This window comes from Paraburkholderia sp. FW306-2-2C-D06C (assembly GCF_058781505.1).
Genome location: NZ_JBYSWU010000055.1, coordinates 43,161 through 58,029, shown reverse-complemented (window position 1 = coordinate 58,029; position 14,869 = coordinate 43,161). Strand labels below are relative to the sequence as shown.

The following is a 14,869-nucleotide window of genomic DNA, read 5'->3' as shown; positions in this document are numbered from 1 at the left end:
ATCCCCATCACATCTGATGGGAATCAGATTGCCCCAGTCCCGCCATTACGAACAGACGGTACAGATCGAGTGCTTACCCTGTCATCAATTCTCTGGATGTCATTGCGGTGGCGCAAAGAGACGTATGCGATGCGGCGTGATGGCGCCGCTGTTTGCGCGAGAACCGGCCCTCTAGGGCTATTGGCGTGTAAGCGTGTAGCCAGTGACGTCTTGACCTGACGTTGGAGTTACCGGTGTGTGCGGAGCTGGTCAGCAACGACCCACGGCGTGAGTTCGTCGACGCGGTTACCTTCACATCTGGGAATATGCCCAGCGCCAACCGCTTTTCCCTACCCGCCACCCGATACTTAAACCGCCAGTATTTCCCCCGGCTGGATGGATCTCGAGAATCAAGCCCAGGCTGTCATACAGGCGCCAGACCTTCGCGCGAGGGGCCGCAACGCGTATCGCTGCGTCCGTCAACGGAGTCCGTTCAGTTTTGGGCGTGTTGGGGGGTAACAGGTCCGGAACACTTGGAAGCGACCCCCGGTGTTACCCCAGATTGGGGGTTGCAGTCGCTGGGAGAATCTGGCGATAGTATGCAACAAAAAACCCCGCGGAGCCAAGCCCGGCGGGGTTTTCTGGTCAAACTTTGGTGTTGCTTGGAATGTCTTTGGTGGAGAGGAGGAGGATCGAACTCCCGACCTTCGCATTGCGAACGCGACGCTCTCCCAGCTGAGCTACCCCCCCAACGTGCGAATTATTCTAGCACAGGCATTTTCCGTTTTGCCAAGCGCCGCCGCGCGCCAAAACATCACTTCGATGGCGCGCCCGCCAGCACCCAATCGACCACCGTGCGGATGTCCGCATCGCTCATCGACTGATGCGCCGGCATCGGAATCATGCCCCATACGCCAGCCCCCCCGTCCTTCACTTTGCGCGACAGCTTTGCCGGCGCTTGCGCATCGCCCTTGTACTTCGTCGCGATCTGCTGGAACGATGGCCCGACCAGCTTGCGGTCCACCGCGTGACATCCCATACACGCATTCGCGTTTGCCACCATCTGGCCGCGCGGCGTATCAGCTGCCTGCACCGTCGATGCAAAAGCACCGCCCAACACGCCAACCGTCAATACAGCGCCTGCGAAAGCAACGCCCCACTTCATGGCGTCGTCTTCGGATTGCCCGGATGCACCGAGCTCGAATTGCTGACCGGCGCCGGCGCCTGCTGCTCGAGCGGACGCGCGCTCACCGACGAATCCGGAATCGTGCCGACCGTCGGCGCGCTGGCGTCCGGTTGCGATGCAGCCACCGGCGCAGTTGCCGCAGCCGCGGCAGCCGCCGCCGCTTCCTGCGGCTGGATGTACTGGAACACCTTCACGACCTGCGTCACGCCCGGCACGCGGCTCGCCACATCCGCGCCGCGATTGCCTTCGTCCATCGTGACGAGACCCATCAGATACAGCGAGCCACGCTCGGCCACCACCTTGAAGTTGTTCGCCGAAATATTCTTCTCGGCGATCAGTGCGGTCTTCACGCGCGTTTCAAGGTACGTGTCATTGGTGCGCGACGAGAACGAGCTGGCCGGCATGATCGCGAGTTCGTTGACGATCGTGTTCACGTTGTTCAAGCCACGCACGATCGTCTCGGCCCGCTGCTTCGACACCTCGCCCGCCACTTCACCGGTCAGCAGCACGCGCCGGTTGAACACCGTCACGTTCACGTGCGCCGAGTCCGGCAAATTCTGGCTGATCTGCGCGAGCGCCTTCACCTGCAACTCGCGATCCTCGGTCTGCGCGCCGAGCGTGCGCCGGTCGGTCGCCACCAGCGCGCCGCCACCCGCCGCGCCAGCGAGGGCGAGGAAACAACCCTGCAACGTCGCGGACAGTCCCGCCGCGAACCCGACCACCAGCACGGTTCTCACCAGTGTTTTCTTGACGCGGAATACGCTCATCAACTAGCTCTCCTTCGGAATCAGTCTCAATCTTCGCCCAGCAACATGGCATCGATGCCGTCGCACAGGCAATGGATGGTCAGCAAATGCACTTCCTGGATACGCGCGGTGCGATCGGACGGCACGCACACATGGATATCGGTGTCGCTCAAGACTTCCTGCATGCGCCCGCCGCCCTTGCCGGTCAGCGCGACCACGATCATTTCGCGCTCGTGCGCGGCTTCGATCGCGGCCAGCACATTGGCTGAATTGCCGGACGTGGTGATCGCCAGCAGCACGTCGCCCGGCTGGCCGAGCGCCCAGACCTGCTTCGAGAAAATCTGCTCGAATGAATAGTCGTTGGCAATCGCGGTCAGCACGGACGTGTCCGTGGTCAACGCGATCGCCGGCAAACCCGGACGCTCACGTTCGAATCGGCCGATCAGTTCAGCGGCGAAATGCTGCGCGTCGGCTGCCGAGCCGCCGTTGCCGCACGCAAGAATGCGATTGCCGTTGGCAAGCGCGGTGAACATCGTGTCGACCGCAGCGGCGATCGGCATCGACAGGGTTTCGAGGGCTTCGAGTTTGACTGCCGCGCTGTCGCGGAAGTGTTGTTGAATGCGTTCGACTGACATCGAGTCTCTAATTTGTACCGCGAATGAGCCGCGCCATGCGGCCGTGTTGTGAAGACTGGGGTGCTTTCAGGTGGTGCTCCGCAATGCCCGCGCGGCGCTCATTTCGCTTCCGCGCGATACTCGCTTTGTGCTGACGCGTGATGCCGGCAACCCCGCACGTTCGCGAATACGCCGCAAAACGCGCTGCTTTTCTGCTTGCGCGCGTCGCTCGCACACCCGCACGCGAGCGCAAGTTTATCGCACTCACACGCGTTCTCCGCGCACCGCGTCAGACTTCGTCGGCGCGAAACGCATCGCGCAGCCACACGAGCCGGCCGGCCTCGAACGCAATCACATCGAAACGGCACGCGGGTTCGTCGCGCGAATACCGGCCGCGGGTCGCCAGATAATGCCGTGCGGCGCGCACAATACGCTGCTTCTTCTGCCACCCGATGCTCGCCGCCGCGCCGCCATAGTGCCGCTGCGCACGGGCGCGAACCTCGACGAACACCAATGCGCCGTCACGTTCGCGCATCACGAGATCGATCTCGCCGCCGCGGCACATCACATTGCGCGCGACGAACCGCAGACGCTGCCGCTGCAGAAACTCCAGCGCACGCGCCTCGAAAGCGGCGCCGACGAGTTTGGACCGGGCAGGTCCCAAAAAGTTGTGCGCGCTGACGGGCAAGCTCGCCGGCGCGCACGCCGCGGCGCTCTTCAATACGTTCATTGGCGTGCCGTTCGGTGCGGTCACCGCTCTGCCCGTCGGCGTGCTCATTGGCGTGCTCTTTGGTGTGCCCTTTGGTGTGCCCTTTGGTGTGCCCTTTGGTGTGCCCTTTGGTGTGCCCTTTGATGTGCCCTTTGATGTGCCCTTTGATGTGCCCTTTGGCGTGCTCTCTGTCCGGTTCATTGTCACGCCCTTCGGCACGCTCACCGCCGTGGCGCCGGCGGCATGTCGCGCCGTCGGCGCGCCGCCCGGCTCGCGCGCCGCTGCGTGGCACAATGGCGGCCTCGTTCCGTCTGTCTGCGTCTTCTGTCCCATGACTCCTCTCTCCGAACTCGCGCAAGGGCAGCAGTACCCCACTGCCGCGCTGTATGTGGTGGCCACGCCGATCGGCAATATCGCCGACATCACGCTGCGCGCGTTGCATGTGCTCGGACTCGCGGACCGCATCGCCGCCGAAGACACCCGCAACACCGGCCAGCTGCTCGCGCGCTACGGCATCTCGAAGCCGCTCGTCGCGGTTCATCAGCACAACGAGCGGGCCGCGGCGCTGCGCCTGATCGAACATCTGCGAGCGGGCGAACGCGTGGCATACGTCTCCGATGCGGGCACGCCGGGCATCTCCGACCCCGGAGCAAAACTGGTCGACGCGGTTCGCGAAGCGGGCTTCCCGGTGATTCCGCTACCCGGCGCAAGCGCGCTCGCCACCGCGTTGAGCGCGGCCGGCGACTGGGTCGCGACGTTCTCGTTCCTCGGCTTCCTGCCGCCGAAAGCAAAACAACGCGCGACAACGCTGCAAACGCTCGCGACGCATCCGCACGCCATGGTGTTCTACGAAGCGCCGCACCGGATCGTCGAGACGGTGCAGGCACTGGCCGACTCGTTCGGCGGCGAGCGCAAGCTGTTGATCGCGCGGGAATTGACGAAGTTACATGAAGCGCTGCATCGCGGCAGCCTGGCCGAAGGGCCAGCGTGGCTCGCCGCCGATCCGAACCGGCAACGCGGTGAATTTGTGCTGGTGGTGGAAGGCGCGCAGGCGGAAGCCGCCGGCGAGCAGGATCACGACGCGTTGCTGGGCATCCTGCTGGAAGAGCTGACGGTGAGCAGCGCGGCGAAAGTCGCGGCGGCCATCACCGGGGCGTCGCGCAACACGCTGTACACGCGCGCGTTGGCGCTGAAGAAGGATGAGTAAAAAAGCAAAAGGCCGCGCGAGGCGGCCCTTTGACTGAATCTTGCAGCACGGCAAGCGTGCGGTGCCGCTTGCTCGCTGGCGTTACGGCTGCGCCTGAAACACGCGTGCCGCCATCAGCTTATTTCTCGGCGCTCGAACCCGAGTTCGACGCCAGTATTTCGTTACGTGCAGCCCTTGCTTCCTGCCGCGTCAACCCTTCGATCTTGACCCGCGCGGTGCCGGCATGGCGCATGTCGAGCACGTTCGCGGCGGCCATCGACAGGTCGATCACCCGGCCGCGCGCGTACGGACCACGGTCGTTGATACGCACGACGACCGAGCGCGAGGTGGCCGGATTGGTCACACGCACAAACGAGCCGAGCGGCAGCGTACGATGCGCTGCGGTCAGCGCGTGCATGTCGTAACGTTCGCCGTTGGCGGTGCGGCGGCCATGAAAGCCGCGGCCGTACCAGGAAGCGCGGCCGGTCTGATGGAAGTCCGAAATGCTGGGACCGTCGTCCGTCAGCGGCTGCGCGTCGGCTAACGATAAGCCTTTGGCGGCGTCATTGGATGCCGGAGCGCCACCGAAGGCTTGCGGCCCAAACGAGCCCGCCTGCGCATTCTTCGTGCTGAGCGGCATGCCGTTTGCGGACGTGCTGCTGGCGCCCGGAGGCGTCGCGCAGCCGACCAGCACAAAAAAGGCGAACAGACTCCCGAGACCACGGGTTAACCGAGTTTTCATAAGACGTGCAATCACATTGTCGAGCCGCATCACGCGAAAAATTGAGCGTGTTGCCTGCGACTCCGGCGGCAACGGACGACAGCGCGCCGCGCAGACGAGCGCAGTACGCAGAAGCCCGGATGCGGCTCACACAGCCGCTACCGCACGGTTAATTTTCACGTCTGGCGCAACCTGTCCCCGGCAGCCTGACCAGACCCCACATGCCGCCATCGAACGTGGCAAACACGTTCTTGCGCGCGGAACTCAGCGTGCAGGAACGGCGGCGTAGGCCCCACCCAGCGTCACGGAGGTTAGGTCCGTTGCAGGCGCGCGGCGCCTGGCTGGGTAAGACGTGTGCATCGAATGCATCGATACTGGATTGCCGTCGGTAAAGCGTGACGGCACATACTTGAGTGGCAATTCGCGTGCCCATTTTTGATGGGGACGCATCACCTTGTGGCGGCACGGTGACCCGTGCACTGGAGGGCATTATACCAAAAAGAAATTTCTGAGATGGCAAGCGACTGAAAACCTTGATGATTTTTCACTATCGTTGCAAGAATGGGCAAGCGACGGCCCGCTGCGACAAGGTCTCGGCGCCCCCGGCGAGGGTAGGCGAGACGCCGGTACAATCAACGTTTTTCCAGCGGCGCCGTCATCCATGAAAGTCACCTTGATCCCCGTCACGCCGTTCCAGCAGAACAGTTCGCTGCTCGTTTGCGAGGCGACCGGACGAGCGGCCGTCGTCGATCCGGGCGGCGACCTCGATGTCATTCAGGGCGAAATAGCGCGCCAGAACGTGACGGTCGAAAAAGTTTTCCTGACGCATGGGCATATCGATCACTGCGCGGGCGCGAAGACGCTTGCCGCGCACTACGGCGTGCCGATCGAAGGTCCGCATCCCGACGAGCGCTTCTGGCTCGACAAGCTGCCGGATCAAAGTACGCGCTTCGGCTTTCCAGCCGCAGAGGCGTTCGAGCCGGACCGTTGGCTGCAAGATGGCGACACCGTGCAATTCGGCGACGAAACCCTCGAGGCCTATCACTGCCCCGGCCATACGCCGGGACACGTGGTGTTCTTCAGCCGCAAACATCGGCTCGCGCTGGTGGGCGACGTGCTGTTCGCCGGGTCGATCGGCCGCACGGATTTTCCGCGCGGCAATCACGCCGATCTGGTGCGCTCGATCCGCGAGAAACTCTGGCCGCTCGGCGACGACGTCACCTTCGTGCCTGGTCACGGCCCCACCTCGACGTTCGGCGCCGAGCGCCGCTCCAATCCATACGTCGCGGACGGAGTAGAAGCATGAGCAGCGAAATCTATGTGAGCACCGACGTCGAAGCGGACGGCCCGATTCCCGGCCCGCATTCGATGCTCAGTTTCGCCTCCGCTGCCTATACCGAAGACAAGCAGCTGATCGCCACTTTCTCGGCGAATCTCGAATTGCTCGAAGGCGCCGCGCCGCATCCGGTGCAAGCCGCGTGGTGGAAGACGCAGCCCGATGCGTGGGAAGCCTGCCGCAAGGATTTGCAGCAGCCGGAAGCCGCACTGAAGGCCTACGTCGAATGGGTTGAAGCGTTGCCGGGCAAACCGGTGTTCGTGGCGATGCCGGCGGGTTTCGACTTCACCTATATGTTCTGGTACATGATGCGCTTTGCCGGCCGTTGCCCGTTTTCCTGGTCGGCGCTCGACATCAAGACGCTGGCCTTCGCGATGACCGGCTTGCCGTATCGCAAGAGCATCAAACCGCGCTTTCCGAAACACTGGTTCGACGATCATCCGCACACGCACGTCGCGCTCGACGACGCGATCGAACAGGGCGCACTCTTCTGCAACATGCTCAAGGAGTTGCGAGCCACTCAGGCGAGTGTCGCAGCCGGTAAAGATGGGGACGACTCAGGGCAAAACGCCGCTGAGGAACCGGTAAATTAGGTAATCTCCCTCGCCGAAGCCGTTTTACATTGCGTTTCGTTTTCGAGCCCTCTACCATGCGTTGATACGGCGACGCAAACGGAGGCGCAGTTGACACTCGATACGTTCTCTCAAAAAATCCTGCGCCTACTGCAACTCGACGCACGCCGCTCCGTGCAAGAGATTTCCGACCAGGTCGGCCTGTCGAGCACGCCATGCTGGCGGCGTATCAAGGACATGGAGCAATCGGGAGTGATCCAGCGCTACACGGCGCTGCTCGATCGCGAAAAGCTCGGGCTGCACGTCTGCGCGCTCGCACATATTCATCTGACACGGCACACCGAAGGCGGCGTCGAACAGTTCGAGCGGGAAATCGCCACCTGCCCGGAAGTCACCGAGTGCTACAGCACGACCGGCGAAGCCGATTACATCCTCAAGATCGTGGCGCCGGACATCAAGGCGTACGACAGCTTTCTGCACGAACGCATCTTCAAGATTCCGGCTGTTGCGCAGGTACGTACGAGCGTCGTGCTCCGCGAGATCAAATTCGATACGCAATTGCCGCTGTGACACCGTGACGCCGAAGCTGGCGCGAGCTTTTCGCGCCCCACATCATGGCGGCGCGTTCAGGGGGCGTGGTGCGGCTCGGCGAGCCCGCCGCGTACATTCGCCTCGCCCGCCCCGGCTTCCTTCGCGGAGCCTGTTTCAGCCGGCGCCGTATCCAATGCCCGCACCACATCGAGCTTGCGTGCGCCCAAGCGGCGCTTGAGCGCAGCCAGGTCGACGCGCGTGAGATTCTGCGCGTCGCTCTCGACGGCGCGCGAACCGGCGGCCGGCAAGGTCACTTCGACATCCAGCCCCGTACTCAGATAGTGGATATTGACCGCCGCAGCCTTTATACCGCCCTCGGCCAGCGCCGCATCGACTTCGGCGACTACCCGCTCACGCGTCGGCAGGTTGACCGGTGGCCGTGCGAGCGCATCGTTTTCGGGGTCGACATGGATGAGCGCGTCGAGCACGCGGTTGTCGGTCAACACGTGCAAGCGCGCCGACTCCGCGATGTAATGCCCTTCCGAAACCGAAATCAGCGGATCGACCAGAATGTGCGCGTCGACGAGCGCGAAATCGCCCATCTTGCGCGTACGCAGTTCGTGCACGTCGCGCACGCCGGGGGTGGATAGCAACAGCTTGCGCATGTCGGCGGCCGCGGCTTCGTCGAGCGCGCGGTCCGACAGATCCTGCAGCGCGTCCCAGCCGAACGTCCACCCCATGCGCGCCACCATGAAGCCGACAATCGCCGCGGCGATCGGATCGAGCAGGCGCACGCCCGCGAGGCTACCCATAATGCCGATCGCTACCACCAGCGACGACGCCGCATCCGAACGCGCATGCCATGCGTTCGCAATCAGCATCGCCGAACGCACGCGCTGCGCTTCGCGCAACATGTAGCGAAACAGACTTTCTTTGGAAATCAACACGAGAACGGCGACTGCGAGCGCGCTCATATGCACGGCGGGAATGCTCTGCAAATCGGCAAGACGCGTACCGGCGCGCCATAACATGCCGACGCCTACCGCAATCAGCAGTCCGCCCAAAAATAATGAAGCGACGGTTTCATAGCGGCTGTGTCCGTAATTGTGATCGGCGTCCGGCTTCGCGCCGCTGTGCCGATTGGCGACCAGTACGACAAAATCGGAAATCAGATCGGCAAGCGAATGGACACCGTCGGCGACCAGCGCCTGAGAATGCGCAAACACGCCGATGACGATTTGCAGCGCCATCAACACCGTATTCAGCGCAATACTGACAAAGGTGCTTTTGCGCGCAACGCGATGTTTCTCGGCGGACTGGACGGCGGTAGCGGAAGGCATCTGAAGCAACGAGAAAAGGTTCAATGGCTGCATTCTACCCGGATCATCTCGAAATAGTTCCATCCAGACATTCAATTTCCCTTTTAAATCAGATGCTTATCTAAACGAAAAGCATTCGCGTTCCAATCGGATGGAGCACGTGTGACAAATGCATGTCAATTCGCCGGCGCAATAAAAAACCGCGCCCTGGACGGTGCGCGGTTTTCTTGTCAGCAGCGGTGCTGTAATGGCGCCACTGGTGTACTGCATTACTTCTGGATCAAAAACTTCTCACGATCGAGGCCTGCGATCCAGCGCGGCGGCTTGCCACGGCCGGACCACGTGCTGCCGCTGTCCGGGTCGCGATATTTCGGCGCAACGCCCGCACGCGGACGACCGGCGGCTTTAGCGCCCTTGGCAGCGCGGCCGCCGCCGAGCTCGCTCAGCGTAATGCCGTAGTCGGCCATTTTCTGCTTGATCTCATTCAACACTTCCGCGTATTCACGCGACTTCGCTTCTTCGATCTGCTGTTCGAGCTTCTCGCGCTGGGCGAGTAGTTCCTTGTAGGAAGACATAGGTTCCCTTATGGTTTGGATAAATGACTGCCAGTCTTAAGCCAGCTTGCCCTTTGAAAGTGATCATGCCTCGGAATTTGATGGCGAGATTAACACAAAATAGAAAGACTGCAAAAGTCGCTTCGTAAAATTAATCCTATTTCGTTTCGAAAAATTTCCATCGACCGCCGCGTTACGCACAGTCTTTCAAATGGCTGGTTTCGTGTTTTGCTGAAAAACCGTAGCGAGGCATCAGTAATTATGAGATTAATTATCAAAAAATGAAAATTAAGATGGATATTTCGCACCAACATTTCACGGCATGAAAGCTTTAACATGAAGCCGTGTCACATATTGCGGTAGATGTCTCCGTCGTTATTGCGATATACGTGTTTTCCCCGAGCGGCAATCAAAGCAATCAAGCTTGATTCGCGTGGCGCTGGATGCAATCTTCGAGCGCGGCGTGCAAGGTTTCAGTATCGCGTATGGCGTCGTCGAAAATGAAACGGGTGCGCGCGCCGTCGTGTTTCAGATCGACGCCGTATCGATCGACGCCAAGCAACTGGAGTTCGGCGGCATGCGCCGAATGCCGGGTGAAGTACTCGATCAACGCGCGCTCTTCATCGAAGCCGAGCGGCGCAAGCGGATCGAGTTCGGCGCCGTCGAGCCATCCCATCGAGCCAAAGCCGCCGATATAGCGCAGCCGCTCGATCTTCATCGCCCAGAACGTGAAGTCGCCGAGAACCAGGTAGCGTTCGGCGTCCGGGTGATAGCGCAGATAGCGGTCCACGACCTCGGGCGTCGAGTCGACCGGTTCGAAGGTGCCGAGCAAGGTAACGCGCTGGCTGCTCAGCACGTCGCCATCGGGCGCGTCGACGGCCAGAAAACCGGCGCGCGGGTCGGCGTGCAGATTGTGCGTATGCTCGGCGAGCCGGCTCACGAGAATCGTCGGACGGTGCCGCGAATCCGGCGCGAATGGCAGCACCGACGGGTAGGGAAAGCCTTGCGGCTGGCGCGCATGGGTCGCAAGCGTGCCGACAGCGGCGGTATGCAGCAGATGCAGCGGAGCGTGGGCGGGAATGTTCAAGTGCGCGTCCCTCAATGGATGACCGGCAAGATAACCGGCACACGGGTTGGGGGCGCACGTCTCTCATTTCACGCCGCCCCGAATAATCGTAAATACTAGATCACCGCGCTCCGGGCAGGAGACGGCACGCTTCGATAGAATCGGAAATTCGCTTTCAACGCGCTTTCTTCCGGCGTTCTCTCCCTCGACGAGATTTCAGTGCCCGACCGCTCTTCCGAATTCGCCACCCTCCCCGCCGCTCACCGCGACCTTTCCGGCACCGCGCGCCAGCGCGCCCGTTTTGCCACCATGGCGGTGTTTTTCATTGCCGGGATGATGTACGCATCGTGGGGGGTCCATGTGCCCACCGTGCGCGACCGCTTCCATCTGAACGCGGCGCTGCTGTCGTTCGCGCTGCTGGCTGTGGCGGGCGGCTCGATCGGCGCGATGGCGGCGAACGCTTCGTGGATCGCGCGCGTCGGCACGCGCCGCGCCTGTCTTACGGGCGGCCTCGTCATGATGGTGTGCGCGGCGCTGATTCTGGTCGTGCCCGCTTACTGGCTGTTGCTGATCGTGCTGGCCATCTTCGGCGCGGGCATGGCCACACTCGACGTCGCGATGAATGCGGAAGCCAGCGCCGTCGAGAAGGCGCTCGGCAAGCCGATCATGTCGTCGCTGCACGGCATGTTCAGCGTCGGCGGGATGTTTGGCGCGGCGGTCGGCGGCGCGTTGTTGTCGCGCGGTATGGCGCCGGCGGTGCACCTTGCACTGGCCGCGGCGGTCAGCGCGCTGGTGCTGATCGCGGCTTGTCCTTCCGTGCTGCCGCATGTGCCGCACGCCGATCATCCGGATGCCGCCACGCCGCGCGCCAACCGCTGGCGCTCGCCCGCGTTGTGGGCGCTCGGCGCGATGGCGCTGGTTGCGCTGATCGCCGAAGGCGCCATGTACGACTGGGCGACCGTCTACATGCGCGACGTCGTGCTGGCGACGCCGGCGCTCGCCAGCGCGGCCTACGCGGCGTTCTCGGGCGGCATGGCGGCGGCGCGTTTCGCCGGGGACGCGGTGCGCGCCCGCTTCGGCGCACCGCAACTGGTGATGGCGAGCGCGTCGCTCGCGTTTGCGGGGATGGTCGGCGCGCTGCTGCTGCCGAACGCGGCAGCCGCGCTGATCGGCTTCACGCTGATGGGCCTCGGGCTCGCCAACATGATGCCGGTGCTGTTCGCGGCGGCGGCAAGCGTCAAAGGAATTCATGCCGCCGAAGGACTCGCGCACGTCGCGGGGCTGGCGTACTTCGGCCTGCTGCTCGGCCCGGTGATTATCGGTGCGGTGACGCAGATGACCAGTTTGTCGATCGGGTTGTCGGTGGTCGCGGTGTGCTCGGCGCTGATCGCGGTTGCCGGTCCGAAACTGCTGCGTCGTTTGAAAATCTGATGCGGGATCGCGCTGTCGCTGCATCGGCGGACGTAACGGCACACGAAAACCCATTCACCAGCGTCGAAGGGGGGCGGCGAGCCGGGCAACCGGCTCGCCGTTTTTTATCGCCGCGACAAAGCCGCTGACGCGCCGCGCGAATCCCTCACAGATCGTGATACGTATCGTAATTGCGCGAGAAATCGTTCCGCTGCAGAAAGTTGGTGAAAGTCATCGTCACCGACGCGTCGAGTCCTTCGACGTAATGCCACCAGCCGATCGGCAAAAACAGCAATTCGCCCGGCGCCAGCGTGCATTCGATCAGCTGCGCATTGCGCATCGACGGGAAACGCGCGTAATCGATCGCACTGCCGTCCACTTGCGAATAACAGTGCAGATAATTGGCCATATGCGGCGTATCGGACAGCGGAACCAGTTTGATATGTTTGCGGCCGATCACCTGCGCCATGAAGTTATTGGTCAGATCATGGTGAAACGGCGTTCTGGTGCCCGCCGGTCCAAACCAGAAGAATCCGGTATCGGGCGACCCGGCATCGAGATATTCGCGAATGGTCGGCACATCTGACCATAACGCGGCCAGCGCCGCGCGATTGTGCGACGTGTTATTGGCCGTCATATAGAAATCGTTGGTCGAGCCGCTGCGCTCGACGAGATCGACATAATCGGCAAAGCGCATCATCCGCTTGAGCTTCGGCTGATTGATTTCATAGTTCGCATCCGACTCGCGGCCGAACTGCACTTCGACTTCGCAATGGCCGCAACACGAGCGAAAGTAATCGAAATTCCATTGCGTGCGAGCCGGCCAGAAATCGAAGGCGCCGGTGATGATGACCGGCCGGTTCTGAAAGTAGTACTGCTCAAAGAATTCATCGCGCGATAGACGCTCGCGCCGTTCGACCGTATCGCTGTAAGCGCGCAAACGGCTCAGCGTGCCGTACACGGACAACATCCAGTCGCGCTTGCGCAAACGATTGCGCAAGCGCGTGGCGCCCTGCAAATAAGGACTCGCGAGTGCGGCCTCGATTTCGCGCGCGGCTTCGGCCGCGTCGAAACCATGTTCGATCAGCACGCCATGGAGCGCCGGCGGCGGTGCATCGAGCAGCAGATTCTCGGCAATCCAGCGGCGCCAGCCGTCATCGATCGAGCGGATCTCAGAGCTCACGTCATTCTCCCAGGCGGCATACAGCGGCATTCGTCAGACCGTCAGCGTCTCATGCGTCAAACCGTCAGCGTCTCATGCGTCCGGCCAAAAGAAAAGGCACGCGAGCCATGCGGCGCGCGTGCCTTCGAACCACTTGACCGGCGACACGCAAAGCTGTCGCCGAACACGCAGTTTTACATCTTCACAACGTCAAGCAGCGTCTTCTTGCCCGACTTGTAGTTGTACAGCGAGATCACGCCGTGCTGAAGGTCGCCCTTCGAGTCGAACGTGGTTTCACCGATCACACCCTTGTAGTCGGTCGTCGGCATGGCTGCCAGGATCTTCGCCGGATCGGTCGAGCTCGAACGCTTCATTGCGTCGACGACGATGTACACAGCGTCATACGTGAACGGAGCGTAGATCTGGATCGGCTGACCGAAACGCTTCTGATACTTGGCGAGGAACGCCGCGCCGCCAGCCATCTTCTCGAGCGCCATACCGGCTTCCGAGCAGACGATGTTGTCGGTTGCGTCGCCGGCCAGGTCCGACAGCTTGTCGGTACACACGCCGTCGCCTGCCAGCACCTTCGCGCGCAGGCCGAGCTGCTTGGCTTGTTTGGCGAACGGGCCGCCGGTGGCGTCCATGCCGCCGTACATGATCGCGTCCGGGTTTTCACCCTTGATCTTCGTCAGAATCGCGCGGAAGTCGACAGCCTTGTCGTTGGTCGCGTCATGCGACATCACGTTCAGGCCCAACGACTTCGCGGTCTTTTCGAATTCGTTCGCCAGACCCTGGCCGTAAGCGGTCGAGTCGTCGACGATCGCGACGCTCTTCACTTTCATGGACTTGGATGCGTAGTTAGCCAGGGCCGGGCCCTGTTGCGCATCGGTCGCCACAACGCGGTACGTCGTCTTGAAGCCCTGTTGCGTGTAAGCCGGGTTAGTCGCCGACGGCGAGATCTGCACGATGCCTGCATCGCTGTAGATCTTCGAAGCCGGAATCGACGTGCCCGAGTTCAAGTGACCGACCACTGCAACGACCTTATCGTCGACCAGTTTCTGGGCGACTTGAGTTGCCGTACGCGGGTCAGCCGCATCGTCTTGTGCGTCGAGTTGCAGCGTGATTTTCTGGCCACCGATCGTCAGGCCCTTGGCATTGATTTCCTCAACTGCCAGGCGCGCGCCGTTTTCGTTGTCTTTCCCCAGGTGAGCGATACCACCAGTCAGCGGTGCCACGTGACCGATCTTGACGACAGTGTCGGCCGCGGCCGTTGTTGCCAACGTCGCGAACAGCATCGCCGCAGCACTGATCGGCAACAGCTTTTGAATCTTGATGTTCATGTAAGTCTCCAGTTTCGGTCCCAAAAACAACGTAATCGCCCTGTGCCCCCGCGTCCCTACACGTGTCGCTCAGTCCCGTGGACGACCACGCCGGTTGCATCGTTCATGCACTTGGCCAGCACGTCCGCCAACCTGTTTGTGGCAGGCGGCAAACCGTACTTGCGCGCAAGTGTAGGCCATCAAATTAATTTGTGGGACTTTTTTGAGAAAGTGGGATGAACACTAATAGCGTTTATCCAACAGGCGCCCGTTCCGACCGGGCAGGCAGGCTGGAAAGCGCCAGCCCATGCGGGTTTCCGCTATATGAGGGGTTCGTCTGACGGCACGGCCTAAAGGTTTTAGCGTGTTAAACCGTTAATGTTTCGAATAGGCTTTGTGCGTAAAAAGCAGGCGCATTGCGGGCAGGCGCAAGAGGCGTACGAACCGCGTACGAACCGC

General features: G+C 62.0%; 15 protein-coding genes and 1 tRNA gene. 5 read left to right on the top strand and 11 right to left on the bottom strand.

What is annotated here, in order from left to right:
• Positions 1 to 653 precede the first annotated feature (653 nt).
• The 5 genes from AC3WLT_RS30500 to AC3WLT_RS30480 all read right to left on the bottom strand — a co-directional run bounded on the left by AC3WLT_RS30500 (position 654) and on the right by AC3WLT_RS30480 (position 3,255).
• A tRNA-Ala gene (locus AC3WLT_RS30500) sits at positions 654 to 729 on the bottom strand.
• Positions 730 to 793: 64 nt separating this feature from the next.
• Complete coding sequence (locus tag AC3WLT_RS30495) at positions 794 to 1,144, bottom strand: c-type cytochrome (RefSeq protein WP_492595365.1); 351 nt, start codon at positions 1,142 to 1,144, stop codon at positions 794 to 796.
• Positions 1,141 to 1,932, bottom strand: a complete 792-nt coding sequence (locus tag AC3WLT_RS30490; protein ID WP_492595364.1) for a BON domain-containing protein — start codon at positions 1,930 to 1,932, stop codon at positions 1,141 to 1,143. Before AC3WLT_RS30490 ends, AC3WLT_RS30495 begins: the two co-directional genes overlap by 4 nt.
• Positions 1,933 to 1,958: 26 nt before the next feature.
• Positions 1,959 to 2,546, bottom strand: coding sequence for a phosphoheptose isomerase (locus AC3WLT_RS30485; protein WP_115099408.1), 588 nt, complete (start codon positions 2,544 to 2,546; stop codon positions 1,959 to 1,961).
• Between the two features lie 268 nt (positions 2,547 to 2,814).
• Positions 2,815 to 3,255, bottom strand: coding sequence for a YraN family protein (locus AC3WLT_RS30480; protein ID WP_492595367.1), 441 nt, complete (start codon positions 3,253 to 3,255; stop codon positions 2,815 to 2,817).
• 310 nt (positions 3,256 to 3,565) lie between these two features.
• Between AC3WLT_RS30480 and rsmI the strand changes: the two genes are divergently transcribed.
• A complete protein-coding gene (gene rsmI / locus AC3WLT_RS30475; RefSeq protein ID WP_492595363.1) occupies positions 3,566 to 4,441 on the top strand; it encodes a 16S rRNA (cytidine(1402)-2'-O)-methyltransferase in 876 nt (291 codons plus the stop codon).
• Between the two features lie 118 nt (positions 4,442 to 4,559).
• On the opposite strand, the gene AC3WLT_RS30470 is transcribed toward rsmI, so the two are convergent.
• The gene (locus tag AC3WLT_RS30470) at positions 4,560 to 5,162 is read right to left on the bottom strand and encodes a septal ring lytic transglycosylase RlpA family protein (protein WP_492595362.1); all 603 of its coding nucleotides are present in this window, start codon (positions 5,160 to 5,162) and stop codon (positions 4,560 to 4,562) included.
• Positions 5,163 to 5,802: 640 nt separating this feature from the next.
• Between AC3WLT_RS30470 and AC3WLT_RS30465 the strand changes: the two genes are divergently transcribed.
• The 3 genes from AC3WLT_RS30465 to AC3WLT_RS30455 all read left to right on the top strand — a co-directional run bounded on the left by AC3WLT_RS30465 (position 5,803) and on the right by AC3WLT_RS30455 (position 7,619).
• Positions 5,803 to 6,447 carry an MBL fold metallo-hydrolase gene (locus AC3WLT_RS30465; protein WP_492595361.1) on the top strand — a complete coding sequence of 215 codons (645 nt, stop codon included), beginning with the start codon at positions 5,803 to 5,805 and terminating at the stop codon, positions 6,445 to 6,447.
• Positions 6,444 to 7,070 carry a 3'-5' exonuclease family protein gene (locus AC3WLT_RS30460; RefSeq protein ID WP_492595360.1) on the top strand — a complete coding sequence of 209 codons (627 nt, stop codon included), beginning with the start codon at positions 6,444 to 6,446 and terminating at the stop codon, positions 7,068 to 7,070. Before AC3WLT_RS30465 ends, AC3WLT_RS30460 begins: the two co-directional genes overlap by 4 nt.
• Before the next feature lie 90 nt (positions 7,071 to 7,160).
• Positions 7,161 to 7,619 carry an Lrp/AsnC family transcriptional regulator gene (locus tag AC3WLT_RS30455; RefSeq protein WP_085228732.1) on the top strand — a complete coding sequence of 153 codons (459 nt, stop codon included), beginning with the start codon at positions 7,161 to 7,163 and terminating at the stop codon, positions 7,617 to 7,619.
• 56 nt (positions 7,620 to 7,675) lie between these two features.
• On the opposite strand, the gene AC3WLT_RS30450 is transcribed toward AC3WLT_RS30455, so the two are convergent.
• The 3 genes from AC3WLT_RS30450 to AC3WLT_RS30440 all read right to left on the bottom strand — a co-directional run bounded on the left by AC3WLT_RS30450 (position 7,676) and on the right by AC3WLT_RS30440 (position 10,540).
• Positions 7,676 to 8,920: a cation diffusion facilitator family transporter gene (locus AC3WLT_RS30450; RefSeq protein WP_492595359.1), complete on the bottom strand. Its 1,245-nt coding sequence runs from the start codon at positions 8,918 to 8,920 to the stop codon at positions 7,676 to 7,678.
• 248 nt (positions 8,921 to 9,168) lie between these two features.
• The gene (locus tag AC3WLT_RS30445; protein WP_492595358.1) at positions 9,169 to 9,474 is read right to left on the bottom strand and encodes an H-NS histone family protein; all 306 of its coding nucleotides are present in this window, start codon (positions 9,472 to 9,474) and stop codon (positions 9,169 to 9,171) included.
• Positions 9,475 to 9,871: 397 nt separating this feature from the next.
• Complete coding sequence (locus AC3WLT_RS30440) at positions 9,872 to 10,540, bottom strand: HugZ family pyridoxamine 5'-phosphate oxidase (RefSeq protein WP_492595357.1); 669 nt, start codon at positions 10,538 to 10,540, stop codon at positions 9,872 to 9,874.
• 198 nt (positions 10,541 to 10,738) lie between these two features.
• Here AC3WLT_RS30440 and AC3WLT_RS30435 point away from each other — a divergent pair, with 198 nt between their 5' ends.
• Positions 10,739 to 11,950, top strand: a complete 1,212-nt coding sequence (locus tag AC3WLT_RS30435; protein WP_492595356.1) for an MFS transporter — start codon at positions 10,739 to 10,741, stop codon at positions 11,948 to 11,950.
• 145 nt (positions 11,951 to 12,095) lie between these two features.
• Here the strand turns inward: AC3WLT_RS30435 and AC3WLT_RS30430 are convergent, their stop codons facing one another.
• Positions 12,096 to 13,142 (bottom strand): cupin-like domain-containing protein, encoded by a 1,047-nt coding sequence (locus AC3WLT_RS30430; protein ID WP_492595355.1) that lies wholly within the window; start codon positions 13,140 to 13,142, stop codon positions 12,096 to 12,098.
• 143 nt (positions 13,143 to 13,285) lie between these two features.
• Positions 13,286 to 14,431 carry a branched-chain amino acid ABC transporter substrate-binding protein gene (locus AC3WLT_RS30425; protein ID WP_492595354.1) on the bottom strand — a complete coding sequence of 382 codons (1,146 nt, stop codon included), beginning with the start codon at positions 14,429 to 14,431 and terminating at the stop codon, positions 13,286 to 13,288.
• Positions 14,432 to 14,869: the final 438 nt, after the last annotated feature.

Coding starts and splice junctions, on each gene's coding strand:
- AC3WLT_RS30470 (WP_492595362.1), bottom strand. CDS start 5,162: ATGAAAACTCGGTTAACCCGTGGTCTCGGGAGTCTGTTCGCCTTTTTT.
- AC3WLT_RS30460 (WP_492595360.1), top strand. CDS start 6,444: ATGAGCAGCGAAATCTATGTGAGCACCGACGTCGAAGCGGACGGCCCG.
- AC3WLT_RS30425 (WP_492595354.1), bottom strand. CDS start 14,431: ATGAACATCAAGATTCAAAAGCTGTTGCCGATCAGTGCTGCGGCGATG.
- AC3WLT_RS30480 (WP_492595367.1), bottom strand. CDS start 3,255: ATGAACGTATTGAAGAGCGCCGCGGCGTGCGCGCCGGCGAGCTTGCCC.
- AC3WLT_RS30465 (WP_492595361.1), top strand. CDS start 5,803: ATGAAAGTCACCTTGATCCCCGTCACGCCGTTCCAGCAGAACAGTTCG.
- AC3WLT_RS30430 (WP_492595355.1), bottom strand. CDS start 13,142: ATGCCGCTGTATGCCGCCTGGGAGAATGACGTGAGCTCTGAGATCCGC.
- AC3WLT_RS30490 (WP_492595364.1), bottom strand. CDS start 1,932: ATGAGCGTATTCCGCGTCAAGAAAACACTGGTGAGAACCGTGCTGGTG.
- AC3WLT_RS30485 (WP_115099408.1), bottom strand. CDS start 2,546: ATGTCAGTCGAACGCATTCAACAACACTTCCGCGACAGCGCGGCAGTC.
- rsmI (WP_492595363.1), top strand. CDS start 3,566: ATGACTCCTCTCTCCGAACTCGCGCAAGGGCAGCAGTACCCCACTGCC.
- AC3WLT_RS30495 (WP_492595365.1), bottom strand. CDS start 1,144: ATGAAGTGGGGCGTTGCTTTCGCAGGCGCTGTATTGACGGTTGGCGTG.
- AC3WLT_RS30450 (WP_492595359.1), bottom strand. CDS start 8,920: ATGCCTTCCGCTACCGCCGTCCAGTCCGCCGAGAAACATCGCGTTGCG.
- AC3WLT_RS30445 (WP_492595358.1), bottom strand. CDS start 9,474: ATGTCTTCCTACAAGGAACTACTCGCCCAGCGCGAGAAGCTCGAACAG.